General features: G+C 71.9%; 16 protein-coding genes. 9 read left to right on the plus strand and 7 right to left on the minus strand.

The genetic code is table 11. The annotated features are described in order from the left end of the window. Positions 1–387 precede the first annotated feature (387 nt). From ACIRSU_RS10175 to ACIRSU_RS10200, 6 genes are all read left to right on the plus strand, one after another. Entirely contained in the window at positions 388–1,974 is a 1,587-nt protein-coding gene (locus tag ACIRSU_RS10175; protein WP_403790492.1) for a sensor histidine kinase, read from the plus strand. Continuing rightward, positions 1,971–2,648, plus strand: a complete 678-nt coding sequence (locus tag ACIRSU_RS10180; protein ID WP_403790494.1) for a response regulator — start codon at positions 1,971–1,973, stop codon at positions 2,646–2,648. The genes ACIRSU_RS10175 and ACIRSU_RS10180 overlap by 4 nt, the downstream gene beginning before the upstream one ends. Positions 2,649–2,913: 265 nt before the next feature. After that, the gene (locus tag ACIRSU_RS10185) at positions 2,914–3,690 is read left to right on the plus strand and encodes an ABC transporter ATP-binding protein (protein ID WP_403790496.1); all 777 of its coding nucleotides are present in this window, start codon (positions 2,914–2,916) and stop codon (positions 3,688–3,690) included. A 78-nt stretch (positions 3,691–3,768) separates the two neighbouring features. Then, positions 3,769–6,336: an ABC transporter permease gene (locus ACIRSU_RS10190; protein WP_403790497.1), complete on the plus strand. Its 2,568-nt coding sequence runs from the start codon at positions 3,769–3,771 to the stop codon at positions 6,334–6,336. Between the two features lie 50 nt (positions 6,337–6,386). Then, complete coding sequence (locus ACIRSU_RS10195; protein WP_403790499.1) at positions 6,387–7,049, plus strand: M15 family metallopeptidase; 663 nt, start codon at positions 6,387–6,389, stop codon at positions 7,047–7,049. A 314-nt stretch (positions 7,050–7,363) separates the two neighbouring features. Next, the gene (locus tag ACIRSU_RS10200) at positions 7,364–7,708 is read left to right on the plus strand and encodes a hypothetical protein (protein ID WP_403790501.1); all 345 of its coding nucleotides are present in this window, start codon (positions 7,364–7,366) and stop codon (positions 7,706–7,708) included. A gap of 20 nt (positions 7,709–7,728) precedes the next feature. On the opposite strand, the gene ACIRSU_RS10205 is transcribed toward ACIRSU_RS10200, so the two are convergent. Continuing rightward, the gene (locus tag ACIRSU_RS10205) at positions 7,729–7,965 is read right to left on the minus strand and encodes a helix-turn-helix domain-containing protein (protein WP_403790503.1); all 237 of its coding nucleotides are present in this window, start codon (positions 7,963–7,965) and stop codon (positions 7,729–7,731) included. Between the two features lie 93 nt (positions 7,966–8,058). Here ACIRSU_RS10205 and ACIRSU_RS10210 point away from each other — a divergent pair, with 93 nt between their 5' ends. Then, positions 8,059–8,454 carry a DUF3224 domain-containing protein gene (locus tag ACIRSU_RS10210; RefSeq protein WP_403790505.1) on the plus strand — a complete coding sequence of 132 codons (396 nt, stop codon included), beginning with the start codon at positions 8,059–8,061 and terminating at the stop codon, positions 8,452–8,454. 333 nt (positions 8,455–8,787) lie between these two features. Here ACIRSU_RS10210 and ACIRSU_RS10215 read toward each other — a convergent pair whose 3' ends face one another. Beyond that, positions 8,788–9,639: an alpha/beta hydrolase gene (locus ACIRSU_RS10215; RefSeq protein ID WP_403790506.1), complete on the minus strand. Its 852-nt coding sequence runs from the start codon at positions 9,637–9,639 to the stop codon at positions 8,788–8,790. 104 nt (positions 9,640–9,743) lie between these two features. Between ACIRSU_RS10215 and ACIRSU_RS10220 the strand changes: the two genes are divergently transcribed. Together ACIRSU_RS10220 and ACIRSU_RS10225 are read left to right on the plus strand one after the other, a co-directional pair. Further along, positions 9,744–10,610, plus strand: coding sequence for a helix-turn-helix transcriptional regulator (locus tag ACIRSU_RS10220; RefSeq protein WP_403790508.1), 867 nt, complete (start codon positions 9,744–9,746; stop codon positions 10,608–10,610). 364 nt (positions 10,611–10,974) lie between these two features. Then, positions 10,975–12,567, plus strand: a complete 1,593-nt coding sequence (locus ACIRSU_RS10225) for a hypothetical protein (protein WP_403790510.1) — start codon at positions 10,975–10,977, stop codon at positions 12,565–12,567. Between the two features lie 89 nt (positions 12,568–12,656). Here the strand turns inward: ACIRSU_RS10225 and ACIRSU_RS10230 are convergent, their stop codons facing one another. The 5 genes from ACIRSU_RS10230 to ACIRSU_RS10250 all read right to left on the minus strand — a co-directional run bounded on the left by ACIRSU_RS10230 (position 12,657) and on the right by ACIRSU_RS10250 (position 17,918). Beyond that, complete coding sequence (locus tag ACIRSU_RS10230; protein WP_403790512.1) at positions 12,657–13,448, minus strand: VOC family protein; 792 nt, start codon at positions 13,446–13,448, stop codon at positions 12,657–12,659. A gap of 128 nt (positions 13,449–13,576) precedes the next feature. Further along, the gene (locus ACIRSU_RS10235; protein WP_403790513.1) at positions 13,577–14,458 is read right to left on the minus strand and encodes a hypothetical protein; all 882 of its coding nucleotides are present in this window, start codon (positions 14,456–14,458) and stop codon (positions 13,577–13,579) included. A gap of 188 nt (positions 14,459–14,646) precedes the next feature. Beyond that, a complete protein-coding gene (locus tag ACIRSU_RS10240) occupies positions 14,647–15,141 on the minus strand; it encodes an NUDIX hydrolase (RefSeq protein ID WP_403790515.1) in 495 nt (164 codons plus the stop codon). Between the two features lie 59 nt (positions 15,142–15,200). Beyond that, entirely contained in the window at positions 15,201–16,358 is a 1,158-nt protein-coding gene (locus ACIRSU_RS10245) for a hypothetical protein (RefSeq protein ID WP_403790516.1), read from the minus strand. 189 nt (positions 16,359–16,547) lie between these two features. Continuing rightward, positions 16,548–17,918 (minus strand): rhodanese-like domain-containing protein, encoded by a 1,371-nt coding sequence (locus tag ACIRSU_RS10250; protein WP_403790518.1) that lies wholly within the window; start codon positions 17,916–17,918, stop codon positions 16,548–16,550. Positions 17,919–17,925 lie beyond the last annotated feature (7 nt).

Here is a 17,925-nt window from a genome sequence, read left to right on the forward strand (position 1 = left end):
GGCTCCGCCGGAACCAGGGCCGCACACTCCTCTTCCACGGACACCTCAAGCCCGTCCTCCTCCGTGACGGCGAACCCCGGTACGTGAAGTGGGAGGGCATTCTTTGGCACAGCACACGCACCGACAGCCAGATGAAGGAACAGCTCACGAAAAAACGCCGAACGCTCGAACGAACAGGCCGTCCTTGATCGGTCGCCACAGCCGACCACCGTCTCTGTCGAAAGGCAGAGTCCCGGATCGGTCCTGAGGTCCATGGCCGCCCGTCCGACGCGATCGATACTGGACGATGTGTGTGTCCTCAGCCGTTTCCGTCGTTGTGTCCAGCCCGATCGGGATAATCCGGCGCGTCCGGAAGGATGTGGTCGGGTGGTCAAGGAGACGGCCGTTGTGGCAGTGGCCGCCCTGTGTCTGTGGGCGGTCGCCCTGCTGTGGGACCTGCCGCGCGCCGGATTCCATCTCTTCGTCATCCTGGTCGCCGTCGCGATCTTCCCGCTGCGGCGGCGTTGGCCCGACGCCGCGCTCCTGGCCCTTGCGGTCCTGGCCGGGGCGGCGCCCGGGGCCGGCCCGGTGACGGCAGCCGCCGCGTACACGGTGGCGATCGGCATGGTCCGTCCGCGTCATCGTGTCCGTCTGCTGGGCGGCGCAAGTGCGCTGATCATGGCGTCCGCAACTGCGGCCGGCCCCGAGATCGGCCCCGGCTCGGCCGTCTACGGCCTGGAGCTCGGGCTGGCCATGGCGGTGGCCGCCGTGGTCGTACCCGGCCTGGTCGGGACGGTCTCCGGGCAGCAGGCCCGGCTGCTGTGTGCGCTGCGCGAACGCGGCGACGCGGCCGAGCGTGCCCGACGGTCCGCGGACAGCGAAGCCCGCCTCCACGAGCGGTCCGCGATCGCCGCCGAGATGCACGACCTGGTGGGCCACCGGCTCAGTCTGATCTCCCTGCATGCCGGCGGTCTGGAACTCGCCCTGGCCAAGGCCGCCCCCGAGCTGCGCGAGGAGGCCGTCCTGGTCCGGCACACCACCCGGGACGCGATGCGCGAACTGCGGCAGGCGCTCGGGGTGCTCGGCCCGCTCGGCCGGGACACGGGGCCGGACGCGCTCACCGACGCCACCGGTACCCGGGCCGACATCGAGACGCTGGTCGCGGAGTCCCGCGAAGGCGGGATCGCCGTACGGCTGGAATGGAGCGGCCCCGACCTCGACGCACTCCCGGCGCGGGTGCGGCGCGCGGTACACCGGGTGGTACGGGAGTCCCTGACGAACGTGCACCGTTACGCGGCGGCCTCCCACGTCACCGTGCGAGTCGAGCATGACAACCAGCTGGTGCGCGTCACGGTCCGCAACGGTGCGTCACCGACTTCGGTCGACACGCCGTCCGAGGCCGGGACGAGGCGTGGCCTGGCGGGCCTGCGCGAGCGGGTGGAGCTGCTCGGCGGGACGCTCGACGCCGGCGCGCTGCCGTCCGGCGGATTCCAGGTGACCGCTGTCGTCCCGGCCGAGCCGGGCGACACCGTCGCAAGCAAGCCGCTGACGACCGGCGAGGCGGCTTCCCCATCGGACGGACGGGACAACGGGTTCGACAACGCGGCGGCGCTGTCGCGCACGCCGCGCACTGCCAGGGCGTTGACCTTCGCCCTCGGAGCGGCGGCAGTGTGGATGCTGATGGCACTCTCCATCGCCCTGGTGTGCAGCCAGCCGAGGGGCATGAGCCCGCCCGTAGAGCCGCGCCTTGGCATGACGTACCAGGAGTTGAAGGGGGTCTTCGACAGTCCGGCCGTGCGTGCCGCAGCCACCGGGCACGAGCCGCCGCGGCCCGCCGACGCGGTGGGCTGCGTCTATCCGCCCGCCGGTCCCGGCTCCCAGCCCGGTGCCTTTCCCGTCACCCGCTACTGCTTCGACGCCGCACAGCGGCTCATCTCCATCGACCGATTCACCGTCCCGTCCGTACGGGACACCCCGCCCTGGGAGACCTCGTGAACGAGCCCGCCGCCCCGATCCGTGTCCTGCTCGCCGACGACGAGGCGATGATCCGGCACGGCGTCCGCCTGATCCTGCGCCACGCGGACGGCATCGAGGTGGTTGCCGAAGCCGCCGATGGCCGCCAGGCCGTCGAGAAGGCAGCGGCGCACCACCCGGATGTGGCACTGGTGGACATCCGGATGCCGGTGTGCGACGGGCTGGCCGCGATCGCTCCGCTGCTCGCACTCGATCCGGCGCCGCGCGTGGTGATGCTGACGACCTTCGGTGACGACGACAACGTGGTGCGGGCGCTGCGGGAGGGGGCCGCCGGCTTCCTGCTGAAGGACGAGGGTCCGCAGGAGCTGATCAGCGCGGTACGGGCAGCCGCCGCCGGAGACGCCGTGCTCTCACCGGGTGTGACCGGCACGGTGATCTCCCGGATGCTGCGTTCCGGTACGCCGCAAGAGGCCGGGGAGGCGCTCGCAGACAAGCGACTCGCCCCGCTCACCGGCCGGGAGCGGGAGGTCCTGGCGATGCTCGGCCAGGGACTGTCGAACCAGGACATCGCCACCCGGCTCGGCATCGGCGTCGGTACGGTCAAAACCCATGTGGGCGCCATCCTGGACAAGACCGGTTCCGCGAGCCGCGTACAGGCCGCGCTGCTGGCCCACCGCACCGGCCTGGCCTCCTGACGGCCCCGCACCGGGCCTTCTGACGCAGCCGCCCGCCGGGGTGCTGGACACCGGTGACGTTGCCACCCGTCTTCTCTCCCACGGCAGAGGGGCCTCGACCGGACCTCTGCCCTCCGGCAGAGAACCGCCGCCGGAAGCCTGCCCTTCGGCAGAGGCGAACTCCCGCCTCCAGTACGACGTTTTAGCAGTTCAGGGCCTTGAGGATGGATGTGTCCCCCGGCTCGCGGCACTCCTCGCGGGCCGTCTTAGTCCAGGCGGAGTTTCCATGTCACACACCTTCCCTTCCCTCAGCGCACCCTTCACCGAGCCGGCCGCCCACGCGTCCGGCCTGACCAAGACGTACGGGAAGGGAGAGGCCCGGGTCACCGCGCTGGACGCGGTGTCCGTGGAGTTCGCGCGGGGTCGGTTCACCGCCGTCATGGGCCCCTCCGGCTCCGGCAAGTCCACGCTGATGCACTGCATGGCCGGCCTGGACCCGGTGACCTCGGGCTCGGCCCGGATCGGGGGAGTCGAACTGTCCTCCCTGAACGACCGGCAGCTGACCGAGCTGCGGCGGGAGAAGGTCGGCTTCGTCTTCCAGAGCTTCAACCTGCTTCCCACCCTGACCGCGCTGGAGAACATCGTTCTGCCGCTGCGGCTGGCCGGCCGGCGGCCCGAGGCGGAGTGGCTGGAGACCATCGTGGCCACCGTCGGCCTCGCGGGCCGGCTCGCGCACCGCCCTGCCCAGCTCTCCGGCGGCCAGCAGCAGCGCGTCGCCGTGGCCCGCGCCCTGGCCTCCCGCCCGGAGATCATCTTCGCCGACGAGCCGACCGGCAACCTCGACTCCCGTTCCGGTGCGGAGGTACTCGGCTTCCTGCGCGACTCGGTACGGGAACTGGGTCAGACCGTGGTGATGGTCACCCACGACCCCCTGGCCGCCGCCTACGCGGACCGGGTGGTCTTCCTGTCCGACGGCCGGCTCGTGGACGAGCTGGACGCTCCCACCGCCGACGCCGTGCTTGAGCGGATGCTCGCGTTCGAGGCCCAGGGCCGCACTGCCTGAACGTATCCGTCAGCCCGCCACCGTCCTCCCGGCCACCCGCCCCTCCATCTGCTTCCCCTCCGCCTTCGAAAGCTCACCATGCTGCGAACAGCCCTGCGCAATGTCCTCGCGCACAAAACCCGTCTCATCATGACCGTGCTCGCGGTCTGCCTCGGCGTCGCGTTCATCACCGGCTCACTGGTCTTCGCCGACTCCACCACCGCCGCCTACCGCGCCTCCATGGCCCGCAACTACGCGGACATCTCCGTCAGCGTGACTCCGACGTTCCGTCCGGGCGCCTCCGACCAGGAACAGTACGGCGCCCTGGACGACACCCTGGTACGCAAGCTGTCGACCCTCGCCGGCGTCGCCTCCGTCCGCCCGGAAGCCAACGGTTCGGTCACCCTGTCCGCCAAGGACGGCACGCCGATACGGGCCGACAGCATGATGGGCAAGTTCGCTGCCGCCTACGTGCCCGGTGCCGACGGCAAGGACAGCCGCTACCCGCTGACCGCCGGTCGCGCTCCTCGCAACAGCGACGAGATCGCACTGGACCGCGGCACCGCGGCCACCGCCGACTATGTACTCGGCGACACCGTCACCCTCGCCAAGGACGGACCGGTCCTCAAGAAACACTTGGTGGGCCTGGTGTCCACCCATGACAGCCGAGTGAACGCCGGCGGCACCCTGGCCGTGTTCGACAAGGCCACCGCCCAGAAAATGTTCGCCGCCCCGGGGCGCTACACCCAGATCGACCTGACCGCCACCCCGGGCACCAGCCAAGCCGAGCTCGCCGACCGCGTCACCGCCGTCCTGCCCACCGACCGCGCCGAGGCCATCACCGGCAGCGCCCAGGCGGACCAGCAGTCCGTCCTCGTCAACACCAAGACCCACAGCTACGAACGGCTGCCGCTGCTCTTCGCCGCCGTCTCGCTGTTCATCGGCACGTTCCTCATCATCAACACCTTCACCATGCTCGTGGCACGCCGCAGCCGCGAGATCGCCCTGCTCCGGGCGATCGGCGCCACCCGCCGCCAGGTGGTCCGCTCAGTCCTCGGCGAAGCGGCCCTGGTCGGCCTTGCCGCGTCCGCTCTCGGATTCCTCCTGGGCCTGGGGGTTGCCACGGTGCTGCCAAGCGTCCTGGACACCTCCGGCGACCTGCTGCCCAGCGGGCCGCTGGTCATCGGCCCGACCACGGTCCTCGCCGCGCTCGCCGTGGGGGTCGGCGTCACCGTGCTCGCCGCCTGGCTGCCCTCACGCCGCGCGGCGCGGATCGCACCCATCGAGGCGATGCGCACGGCCGAACAGCCCCCGTCCGCCACGGGTTCCCGCATCCGCGGAATCATCGGGCTGGTCATGGCACTCCTCGGTACCGGCCTGTTGTTCTCGCTGAGCGACGCGACCAGCGCCACCGACGACAACCTCCAGACCGCAATGTTCGGGGCCGGCATCCTCGTGGCCGGACTGATCGCGCTGGCTCCACTGCTCGCCGGTCCGGTGATCCGCCTCCTCGGCCGGCTCACCGCCCGCCTCGGCGTCGTAGGCGACCTCGCCCGCGAGAACACCCTGCGCGACCCGCGCCGTACCGCCGCCACCGCCGCCGCGCTGATGATCAGCACCACGCTGGTCTCCGGCCTCGCCGTCATCAACCAGTCCACAAACCAGGCCCTGGACGCCCAGGCCGCCGCCGGCCTGAGCGCCGACTACATCATCAGCACCCGCAACACCACCACCGCCATCGACTCCGACGCCGTCCGACGCGTCGCCGACGTGCCCGGCGTACGGACCGCCTCCCCGGTGGCGGACTCCACCATCAGCGCCGGCTCCTACGTCAAGGCGGTCTCCGGGGTCGACCCGAAGACCGTGGACGACGTGATGAAGCTCCAGTTCCTCAGCGGTTCCATCAAGAACCTCGCCCCCGGGAAGATCGCCGTCTCCCACAGCTTCGCCCGCGACTACCACGTCACCACCGGCGAGCAGCTCAAGGCAAGCATCGGCCCCGGAACCAGCGACCGCGAACGGCCCTACACCGTCATCGGCGTCTACCAGGACAACCCCACCGCTCAGGACGTCCTCGGCTACCGCGCCGATGTACAAGAGGACAGCTACCTGCGTGACTCAGTGCAGCGCATCCTGGTCCGCACCACCGACGGCGCAGTCTCCAGGGACCTGGAGAAGCACCTGCGCGCCGCCGTGGGCGACAGCCCGCTGCTGAAGGTCCAGGACCGCGACCAGCTCGTCCAGGAGCAGGCCGGCGTCGCCGGCGAATTGATGACGATGATGTTCGGGCTGCTCACGATCGGCGTACTGGTCTCCGCGCTCGGCATGATCAACACCCTCGTCATGTCGGTTGCGGAACGCACCCGTGAGGTCGGGGTCCTGCGCGCCATCGGCATGCACCGCTCCGGCATCCGCCGCATGATCCAACTGGAGGCCCTCTGCGTCGCCGCCTTCGGCACCCTCCTCGGGCTGGCCGGCGGAGTATTCGGAGCGTGGAAGGTCAGCGGACTGGCCAACGGCGCGATCCCGCAGTACTCCTTCTCCCCGCCCTGGGCCACCCTCACCCTCATCGTCGCGCTCTCCCTCGCCGTCGGCGCGGCTGCGGCCGCCGTGCCCGCCCGACGGGCCGCCGCACTCAGCCCCCTGCGAGCCGTCACCGACGCCTAGTGCTGTGACCGGGAAGGTTCACCGGGTGAGTCCTGCGAGATGATCACGTCATGAGTGAGATCGTCTTGATGTCGGATCCGAAGGTTGCCGCCATACCTGTTGCGGAGTGCGGTGAACGTCTCGTAGACGTCCGCCGGGACGGCTCGTTGCTGATCGATTCGCGCAAGCAGGACCCGGCAGATGCCTTCGCGTACCTGCGGGAAGGTGTGCTGGAGCGGCTGAAGAAGGCCCAGGAGCTGCTCCCGCAGGGCCTGCGACTGCTGTTTGTTGAGGGATACCGGCCACCCTCGCTCCAGCTGGCGTACTTCGAGGAGTACGCCAGCCGGCTGCAGGCCATCCATGCCGACTGGTCCGCCGAGCAGATCCACTCGGCGGCGAGTCGGTACGTATCACCGCCCGGCATCGCTCCGCACAGCGCCGGCGCGGCCGTGGACCTCACCCTGGCTGACGCCGAGGGGCGCGAGCTGGACCTGGGCACCCGGATGAACGCGGACCCCGAGGAGAGCGAGGGCGCCTGCTACACCCACGCCGCCAACATCAGCACGGAGGCCCGCGCCAATCGGAAGCTGCTGGGTTCCGTGCTCACCGCCGCGGGGCTGGTGAACTACCCCACCGAGTGGTGGCACTGGTCCTTTGGCGACCGCTACTGGGCTCTGATCACTGGTGAGACCGCAGCCCTCTACGGCCCGGAGGAGATGGCCTCGTCAACCTGACCGGCCCGGACTTGCTGGACGACTGGTCACGCGGCAACGGGGCGTCCGCCCCAGCGGATGCCCTTCTCGCTGCGGATGCGGCGCGCTCGCGGCGTTGCACACTCGGACGGGCTCGGCCACCGCGCCTCCACCTGACGGATCGAATGTCTCCCGACATCCAACCGGCTCAGTGGTCCCCGCCGCGAGCAGAAACCCGGTGAACCTTCCCGGTCACAGCACTGAGGGCTGTCCCGCAAACGCTGGACGGGTTGCACCCAGGTGAGACCCGGGATACCCGCGAGCCTCCAACAGGGCATCTGTGGCAGCCTGCCGACATGCCATGGGAACTCAAAGAGCACGCAGGTCGCCACTACGCCGTCCTGTTCCACTACGCCTTGCCCGACGACGCCTGGGCCGTGGAACTGAGCGAAGCCAAGCCGGCGTCGGCCGAGGGGGCCGAGAACCCCGACGCCGCGGTGACCCACTTGCCTGGCGCTGCCTTCCTGGTGACACATGTCCCGGACGAGGACCCGAATCTGCGACCGACCGTCCGAGTCTGGAGTCCTGACGAGCGTGTCGTCCCCTACGAGGTCATGCGCTGGTACATGGAGCAGGTGGCCGACCAGGTAGAACGCTGTCGCATTGCGTTCGAGCAGGGGGAACCCGAAGCAGTGGAATGATCACGCAGTGACTGGTGTGATCACGGCGTCGGAGCCTTCCTGGACTGTTTGAACCAGCGCCGCACCGTGGAAGCGGAGATCGACCCGGCGATGGACCGAGCGACCACCTCCCGAGCCAGCTCCGGACACGACCAGCGCGACAGCGGCACGCCGGTCTCGGCCGGTAACTGACAGGCCGGCGCCTTGACCTCGGCAAGCTGCAGCGCGGTGAACGAGACCGGCCGGCCGGACCGCTTGCGGTCAGCCAGGGCAGCCATGCCTCCAGCGGCGAAGCGGCTCCGCCAGGCAATGTCAGTGCTGTGTGCAAGGCTGCTGCGCGATACAGACGATCAAGATTCGAGGGGTGCGGAATGAGCACGAAGGCCAGCGGAACGTTCGACCTCACCTCATTCGAACCGGAGGTGCTCGACGAAGGCCCGGGCGCCGCGCTTGGCCGCGTGCGGATCACCAAGGCCTTCCAGGGTGGCCTGGCCGGCACCAGCACCGTGCACATGCTGTCGGTGGCCGACATCGAGGGCAGTCCCGCCGCCTATGTCGCCGTGGAGCGATTCACGGGCGAACTCAACGGCCGCAAGGGCTCCTTCGTCCTCCAGCACAGCGCACCCGGTAGCCATGGTGAGCAGATCGCGATCCGCGTGGTCCCGGGAACAGGGTCCAGTGACCTCGCGGGGATCTCGGGTGCCTTCGAGATCATCCAGTCCGAAGGCGGCAGCCACTCCTACGTTTTGGAGTACACGCTGGGCTGACACATGCCCGCCTCGCCGTCGGGACCATCAGGGTGTCGTTGGCGTACTCGTCAGCGACACCCCCTGACTGGGTGGCTACGTAGGTGAGAAGCGAGAGCGACTATCGCCCAGCTCGGAGCAGTTGACGATCACTGGCTGGGGAAATGTCGGCGTCTCACGAGAGCACCGCGCAACGCCGGGGCGCCCTCCAGGCCCCGGAGTCCCAGCTCAGGCACCAGGGGACAAGCAACCGCCGAGCAGCTGGATCGAAACTGGCATTTCGGCCCCATGGCCCGCTTGCGACCTGCGGAAATGTGCCCCACGGACGCTACGGCCGCCGGGACTCATCGCACCTCAGGAACCGAACAGCGTGCGGATCCGTTCCGCGGTTCCGCGTGGGTGGAAGACGTATCCGTTGTGGCCGCCGGGAAACGTCTCCAGGGGCGTCCCCAGTTCGTCGGCGAGCATCGCGGCGCACGTGTGCGGCCAGACGTGGCCCGAGTTCTCACCGGCGGCGGGCACGACACGGGCGGGTGAGTCCTTGAGAGCGGCCACGTCGAGGACGTGCGACCTGATGGCCGGCATGTCGTGCGTGAGGAGGACCTCCGCGTTCCGCAGGTGGTCGGGCCCCGGAGCGCGCGGCGGGACGTCTGGCTCGCAGTCGTTCGGGTCGATGTCGATGTCGGCCGCGAACCTGCGCATCGCGGGGGCCGCGCCCTGCGCCCTGAAGGTCTCCTCGACGGTGAGAAGCTGTCCGAGGGCGAGGGCGCGCCCGGGTTCCGGCAGCAGCTGTGTGACGGGCGGTTCGTGCGCGACGACCGCCGCGACCTGCCCGGGGTGCCTGACGGTCAGCTCCAGCGAGATCAGGGCGCCGAGGCTGGTGCCGTAGACGAGTGCGGGTTCCGGGGTGAGGTGGGAGAGCAGGCGGGAGACGTCGTCGGCGTGCGTGGTGAGCGTCGTCGCGGGGGCGTCGGTGGTGCTCCCCGACAGGCCGCGCCGGTCGTAGGTGAGGACGGTGTACCGGTCGGCGAGGTGACGCGCGAGGGGTTCGTTCGCGTCGACACCGTGGTGGCCACCGGCGACGAGCAGGAGCAGGGGGCCCTCGCCGCGGACGGCGTAGCGCAGTCGCGTGCCCGGCACTTCCAGCACGGATTCCCTCATGGTGCGACCACCGATCTTCTCGTAGGACAGGCCTTGGGCGGCCATGTGGCGATCGTGCCGCCGCCGCGGGCACCGCGGGAGCGGAGGGCTTGCCCTAGGAGCGGCAGTCCCAGGATGCGCTTTCACGACACCGATATCCTGAGCGGACCATGACACTGAACCGTTCCGACCTCGCCGATTTCCTGCGCCGGTCCCGGGACCGGCTGGCGCCGCGCGACGTCGGGTTCGTCGAAGGGCCGCGGCGGCGGATTCCGGGCCTGCGTCGCGAGGAGGTCGCGATGCTCGCCGGGATGTCGGCCGACTACTACATGCGGCTCGAACAGGCCCGTGGCTCCCAGCCCTCGGTCCAGGTGCTCGCCGCGCTGGCGGGCGCGCTGCGGCTGACCGAGGACGAGCGGGACCACCTGTACCTGCTCGCCGGGCACCGCCCGCCGGAGGGCGCGCGGGCCGGGGATTACCTGCGGCCGGGCCTGCGATACCTCCTCGACCGCCTGGATGGCGTGCCCGTGCAGGTGGTGAGCGATCTGGGTGACCTGCTGGCGCAGAACGACCTGGCGCTCGCGCTGTTCGGGTGCGTGTGCACGGTCGCCGAGGAGGACCGCAACATCGTGCTGAGCTGGTTCACCGACCCCTGCGTCCGCGGTCACTTCGCGGTCGAGGAACACGAGGAGCAGGCCCGGCAGTTGGTCGCCGACCTGCGGGCCGCGACGACCCGTCGCGGCGACGACGCGGCGTCCCGCTCGCTCGTGACGCGGCTCCGGACCGCGAGCCCGGAGTTCACGGCGCTGTGGGACCGGCACGAGGTCGCCGTGCGCAGGTCGCACCCGTACCGGCTCGTCCATCCCGACCTGGGCAGGATCGACCTGGACTGCGAGGTGCTGGCGACGCCCGCGGCGGACCAGCGCCTGCGGATCTTCACCCCTCCGCCCGGTGGCACCGCGGTGCTGGACGAGTTGCGCGTGCTCGGCCCGCAGCACCGGCACGACAGCAACGCGGCGGGCGTGACCGCACCGTAGGTCCCGGGACCGCGTATGCCGGTCGCGGGTCACTCGTGGCGGCTCTGCGCTCCTGGGTGGGCCCCGGGGGCCACCCCGTTGCGATCTGGCTAATCGGCGGTTACTCGTCCCCTGGTGGCTGAGCCAGGACTCCGGGACCTCCAGAGCGAGGTCGAAGAAGCCGGCTACGGGCGAGCAGGTCACGCGGCACGAGCTCCCCAGCGTCGCGCATTCTCCCCAGATTCTCCCCAGGGCTCCGGGGGCGTCTTTCGGACCCGTCGTGAACGGCACATGAAACCAGGGGCGGTTCCATGTACTTCTCATCTGCTCCCGCCTACCGTCAGCCGCCGGCGCGACGCACACACCCCCACCGCGAGGAGCCGCTTTGACCACCCCACCGCCCCGCAGACGAGGACGCGCGCTCACGCTGGTCGCCGCGCTCGCGGCGACCCTCCTGGCGGGCGCCGCGCCCGTCGCCCAGGCCGAGGAGATACCCCTCGCCCCGGGCCACCGCCTCGTCGACCATTACGAGGGCGCGCCCGCCACCGCGCGGCCCGTGCCCGGCGAGGCGCCGCCCCAGCACCCGTACCTCGCCCCCAACGGCCGCAGCGGCATGCACGCCGACGCCGCCGGCAGCGCCACCTACCCCTGGTCCGGGCCGCTCGGCCGCGAGCCGCACGTCACCAGCGAGAAGATCGCCGCCCTCGGCGGCGAGTGCGCCACGGTCACCTTCGACGCCGACGGCCGCCTGATCACCGTCTGCGGCACCTTCAGCGGCTTCCTGCTGAAGCTGCTCGACCCGCGCACCCTGGCCACCCTCGCCGAGTACCAGCTGCCGCAGCGCTCCTCCACCGTCGAGGCCATCACCCGCCTCGACTTCGAGAAGATCTTCAAGGACACCTCCGGCGGCGCCTACTTCTACCTCGACAACCGCGACCGGGTCGTCCTCGCCGACTCCCGGCAGCACGTGCTGCGCATCGCGCACCGCCAGAAGGCGGACGGCGGCTGGGAGTTCGCCGTCGAGGACGACTGGGACCTGACCTCCCTCGTCCCGCACGACTGCGTCACCTGGACCAACCTCTTCCCCAGCGGCGTCTGCGACCCCGTCACCTCCGTGATGCCCGACTGGCAGGGCCGCATCTGGTGGGTCACCCGCCTCGGCCGGGTCGGCACCATCGACCCCGCCACCGGCGCCCTGCGCGCGATCCGGCTCGACGGCGAGGAGATCCAGAACTCCTTCCCCGTCGCCGAGGACGGCGTCTCCATCGTCTCCGACCACGCCCTCTACAGCTTCCGCGCCGACCCCGACGGCACCCCGCGGATCCAGTGGCGGCAGACCTACGACCGGGGCACCGGCACCAAGCCCGGCTCCGTGAACCAGGGCTCGGGCACCACCCCGGACCTCTTCGGCCAGGACGGCGCGAAGTACGTCGCCATCACCGACAACGCCGACGACCGCATGAACATCCTGGTCTACCGGCGCGGCACCGACGTCGCCGACGCCGACCGGCTCGTCTGCCGCGTGCCGGTCTTCGGCACCGGCGCCTCCACCACCGACAACTCCCTGATCAGCTGGGGCAACAGTCTCGTCGTCGAGAACAACTACGGCTACGAGAACGTCACCTCGCTCACCTTCGGCCGCAGCGTCGTCGGCGGCGTCACCCGCGTCGACGTCCGCCCCGACGGCAGCGGCTGCGACACCGTGTGGGAGAGCGACGTCCGCTCGCCCTCCACCGTGCCCAAGCTGTCCACCGCCAACGGCCTGCTCTACTTCTACGAGAAGCGGCCCAACGTCCTCGGCATCGACGCCTGGTACCTGACGGCCGTCGACTTCCGCACGGGCGCCCGCGCCTGGTCCCGGCTCACCGGCACCGGCCTCGCCTACGACAACAACTGGGCGCCCGTCACGATCGGCCCCGACGGCACCGCGTACGTCGGTGTGTTCAACGGCATCGTCGCCGTCCACGACGGCGCCTGACCGGCCCCGCCACGCTCCGTGGCCGGACGTACGGATGCCCGGGACCCCCGCGGTCCCGGGCATCCGCACCCGCAGAAGGGACCGGGGCGTCACTCCATCTCGGGCATGTCGCCGACCCTCGTCCGCACGTCGATCACGGCGAACGCCGCACCCTGCGGGTCGACCAGCGCCGCGAAGCGCCCGAACGGGCTGTCCATCGGCCCGAAGACCTTCTTCCCGCCGGCCCGCACGGCCACCTCGCACGCCGTGTCGCAGTTGTCGACGGCGAAGTAGATCTGGATGTACGCGGGGATCTCGGGCGGGAAGTCCTCCGCGGTCATCACCATCCGGCCCAGCAGCGGGTCGGCGCCGAGGTCGAAGACCCGGTAGTCCATGCCCTTGATCTTCTTCGAGTCGTAGCCGAAGACGGTCGTGTAGAACGCGTCGGCCTTCGCGGGCTCCCGCGTGAACACCTCCGCCCACGCGAAGCTGCCCGTCTCGCCCTGGAGCTCGAAGCCCTCGTGGTCGCCCGCCTGCCAGACGCCGAACACACAGCCCGTCGGATCCTGCGCCAGGCACATGGAGCCGAACGAGCCCACCTGCATCGGCTCCATCAGCAGCGTGCCGCCCGCGCTCTTGATCTTCTCGGCGGTGGCGGCGACGTCCGGCGACGCGAAGTACAGGCACCAGGCCGACTTCGCCTCGCCCTCCTGGCCCGGCATCGGCGGGACCACCGCCGCGACCGCCTTCCCGTTCTTGTACGCCTGGGTGTAGTTGCCGAACTCCGAGGCCGCTTCACCGAAGGTCCAGCCGAGGACGTCGCCGTAGAACTCCTTCGCGCCCTCGACATCGGTGAACATGGCGTCGGTCCAGCACGGCGTGCCTTCAGGTCGTGAGGCCATGACGATGACTCGCTTCCGATCGATAGGTTTCCCGTCGCTATCGGCCACGCTAATCAGGTCCGGCCCGCCCCGCTCGGTGACACCACGTGACGCCCGTCCGCCGGGCGGGTGAAAGGCGGCGCGGAAGCTCAGCGGCGGTACTCCCGGGCCTCCGGGAACAGCTCCTTCACCAGCGCCCAGAAGACCGGGAAGTCGGGGATGTGTTTCGACTCGCGCGCCCAGCGGCCCGCGCCCGCCGTCCGCACCACCACCAGACCGTCCCCGCGCCACTCGCAGTGCCGCACCCGCTCCCACGGCGCCGTGCCCGACGGCAGCCCGATGCCCCGCCCGTCGAGCGCCACCTCGCCGAACGCGACCCGCCCGCCGGCCTCGAGCGCCGCCACCGCCGGCGCCAGCGCCCGGCGCACCGTCTCGTCCAGGACGATCTGGGCCAGCTCCCTGATCTGCGAGTCGGCCGGTCGCGGCACCGCCTCCTCGTTCAGGAACCCGCCGACGGTCACCTCGCGCGGCCCTCCGGCGAGCCCGCCGACGAGCAGCCGGTACGCGTAGTGGGTTCCGGTGTATCCGCCGTTGACGTATGTACGGGTCACGTCCTGGTGCATCGCCGTGACCGACCCCCAGGGCACGGCCCGGGCGCCGCCGTCCGCGTGCGGGCAGACGAGGCCGCGCTCGTACAGGTACACGTACTCGCCGGGCCGTAACGCCGTCGCGGGCGCGCGCAGCGAGTGCCAGAGCAGCCTGCCGAACACCCCGAACGGCAGCAGGAGCAGCGGGATCCCGAGCCCCGTCCCCACCAGGCGCGTGGCGATCGCCGGGAGTACGAGGGAGGCGGCGGCGAGCAGCAGCACCGCGAGCGGGGCCAGCGCGGGGCGCCGGTCCCCGGCCCCGGCGGAATCCTCGCCGTGCCGGGCCCGGAAGGCCCGCAGATAGACGCCGAGACCGGCCTCGCGCGCCGCGTCGGTCGCGGCCTCGCCCGGCGGCGGTACGGTCACCCGGTCGAACTCTCGCATGGCGCATCCCCCCGTCCGCATGATGTCAGCGGCCCCCGGCGCGGGCCATCCCCTCCGCGACCACCCGGCGGAGGTCCGGACGGCTCGCGATGCCCAACGCGGTTGTCTCGACCGGCAGTTGGTCTGACCTCATGTCGACATGAAACGGCAGCGTGGCGCCCGTGTCCACGCCACCGCGCACTGTCAGCTCACGCCACTCTGTAGCGGTGGAAAGCCCCCTCCGGCAGGTCGAGTTCCGGGCGCCAGAAGCGGAGCGTCTGGGCCGAGGGGACGAAGAGGGGGGCCGGGAGGTGGTCGGGGGCGAACCACTCCCAGTGGTCGATCTTGTCGGGCTCGGCGACGGACGGGGTGCCGGTGTGGGCGCGGACGACCGTCGCGGCCGTCATCCGGGTGAGCGCGGCGGAGCTCTCGGTGTCGAGGATCAGGCCGATCACCGCGACGTCGGACGGGTCGGCGACGAGCGTCGTCTCCTCGGCGAGCTCGCGGGCCGCCGCCTGTTCGATGGACTCGCCCGGGTCGACCTTGCCGCCGGGCAGCTCCCAGACGCCCGAGTGGTGCAGCCCGAGCAGCACCCGCCCGGTCGCGTCGGTCACGATCACGCCCGCCCCGAGGGACGCCTGGGCGGCGGGCGGCTGGGCGTTGCGGTCGGCGGGTTCGGGGGCGGATGCGGCGGCGGGGGCCATGGCGTCTCCTCGTGCGGGGGCGGTACGGTCCCAGCCAACACCACCCCACTGACAACGCCTCACAGCACCGCGACGCCCAGCGGCCGCGACCCCGCGGCCAGCCGCCGCGCCGAGCCGTCGGTCAGGTTCACCACGGTCAGGCCGTCCCAGTAGCCGTCACGGGTGAAGCCGCCCGTGACATAGGCCGTACGGCCGTCCCCGGAGACCGCGACGTCCTCGTGCGGGCCGTCCAGCGGGTAGACGCGCTCGCTGCCGTCGGGCCTGCGGACGGTGAGCGAGGGCCCGCGGTCGACGGCCGGGTCGATCGGGCCGGTGCCGACGACGAAGAGGGTGCCGTCGGGGGTGACGGTGACGCCGTGCTGGTGCGTGTCGGCCGTCATCGGCTGGATCCGGGTGCGGCCGGTGCGCGGGTCGACCACGGCGAGCCGCTCGCCCTCGAAGGGCAGCAGGAGCCGCCCGTCCGACGGCCGCACGGCCGTGTAGTGCGGCTTCAGCCAGGAGCCGAGCCCACCCTCCGTGCCGTACGGGGCCACCTCGATCCGCCGGGTCTTCAGGGTGCCCGGGTCGACGACGGTCACGTCGAAGGAGTCGTGGTTCGTCGTGTACACCTCGGAGCCGTCGCGCGAGACGTCCACGTCGAAGGGGCGCCGCCCGACCGGCACCCGGTCCACGACCTGGAGCGCGGTGGTGTCGACGACCTCAAGGGCGCCGTTGCCGCCGGGGACGTTGACGCCGACGTAGACCCGGCGGCCGTCGGGGGCGAGCGCGATGCCCATGCCGCCGCCCCGGTACTCGCCGGTGGTCACCGGACCCGTCGCGGTGCGGTACGGCACGAGCGCGAAGCGCGTGCGGGTCCTGGTGTCCACGACGGCCACGCCCTCGGCCGTGGCGACCCAGGCCCGGCCGTCGGCGCCGACGACGAGCCCGTACGGAGCGGTGCCGACCTGCAGGGAGGCGAACGGGCCGTGCGCCGGGTCGACGAAGGTCACCGTGTCCGCCCCGAAGTCGGCCACGAGAAGGGTGCCCGCGGGCGTGGTGCCGGCCGGGGCGGGGGCGGGGGCCGTCGCCGGGCGGTTCGCCGAAGGGGTGCTCCCGGAAGGGGCGGGCCCGGAGCTCCCGGCGCCCCGCGCGATTCCTCCGCCGCCCTGCGCGCAGCCCGCGAGCAGCGCGACCGAGGCGGCCAGTACGGCGAGAGCGCGGACACGGGATCGGTACATCGGCGGGGCTCCAGACGGGCGCGGACGGACATGGACGGCACAGACGGGCACGGGCGGCACAGACGGGCACGGGCGGCACAGACGGGCGCGGGCGGCACAGGCGCACGGGCGGCACACGCGGCCGCCGCCGCTCCCCATGCTCCGGCCGCCCCCGGCCCTCCCGGGTCGTCCGGACGGCTGACACCGGTGTCAGTGCCCCGGCCGACCCACCAGGTCATCCGCCCCGCCGTGCGTCACCGCCCGCACCGGGATGCCCGCCCGGTCCAGCAGGCTCGCCGCGACCGTGGCCCGCCGCCCGCTCCCGCAGAACGTCCAGATCTCCCGGTCCCGCGGCAGGTCCCCGACCCTGGCGGGCAGTTCGGCCAGCGGGATCGCGAGCGTGCCGGGCACCCCGCCCTCCGGATGCTCCGGGCGCACGTCGAGCGCCCGCGCCCCGTCGCGCCGCAGCCGCCGGGCCAGCTCCGGTGCGTCGGCCGTCGGGAAGGACCGCACCGCCCGGCCCGCCGCCGCCCACGCGTCCGTGCCGCCCGCGAGGACGCCGGCGACGTTCTCGTAGCCGATCCGCAGCAGCTGCACCAGCGCCTCCTCGGCGGCCTCGGCCGCCGGCTCGGGCAGTACGAGCACCAGGCGGGTGCCGAACGGGACGACCTCCGCGACCAGGCTCGCGAAGCGGTCGTCCAGCTCCTCGCAGAGCGCCCCCGGCACATGTCCGGCCGCGAACTCCGAGCGCGAGCGCCCGTCCACGATCTGCGCGCCCTCACCGGCGAGTCCGGCCACCATCGCGGGCGACAGCCACCGGGGCTCGGGCGGGCCGCCGAGGACGGCGGGGCCGGAGCGGTTGATCGGCGCCATGTGCCGGTAGTACGCGGGATAGGGCGGCAGTCCCGTGGCGCGCGCCGCGACGAACGCGGCCTCGTCGCGCGGCGTGAGCGCCGGGTTGCCGTGCCGCTCGTCCCCGACCGTCGTCGTGCGGCCCCGCTCCCCGGTCACCGGCGCGGACGCGCAGGAGCTGCCCGCGCCGTGGGTCGGCAGCACGCGGGTGCCGTCCGGCAGCGCGGCGAGCCGGTGCAGCGAGCGGTACTGGGCGCGGGCCAGCTCGTCGGTGTGCGCGGGGCCCGACAGGTCGGTGCGGCCGGCGCTGCCGACGAGCAGGCTGCCGCCCGTGAACACGGCGTCCGGCGGTGCGGCCGGATCGTCCAGGACGAGGTAGGCGGTGTGCTCGGCGGTGTGGCCGGGCGTCTCCATCGCCCGCACGGTGACGTCCCCGACGGTGATCTCGTCGTCCTCGGCCAGCGGAAGGTGGTCGAAGGCGTACGGGGCCCGGGCCGGGCCGGCGACGACGGCCCCGGTCGCCGCCCGTACCTCCAGGGCCCCGGAGACGTAGTCGTTGTGGACGTGGGTCTCCAGGGCGTACCGGATGTGCACCCCGCGCCGCTGGCAGCGCTCCATCAGTGCCCAGCTGTCCCGCTGCGGGTCCACGAGGGCGGCCTCGTCGCCGCTGACGAGGAGATAGCTGGTGTCGCCGAGCGACGCCGTGGTCATGACCTCGATCTCGTGCATGTCCTCA

The organism is Streptomyces sp. NPDC101160 (genome assembly GCF_044768205.1).
Classification (GTDB): domain Bacteria; phylum Actinomycetota; class Actinomycetes; order Streptomycetales; family Streptomycetaceae; genus Streptomyces.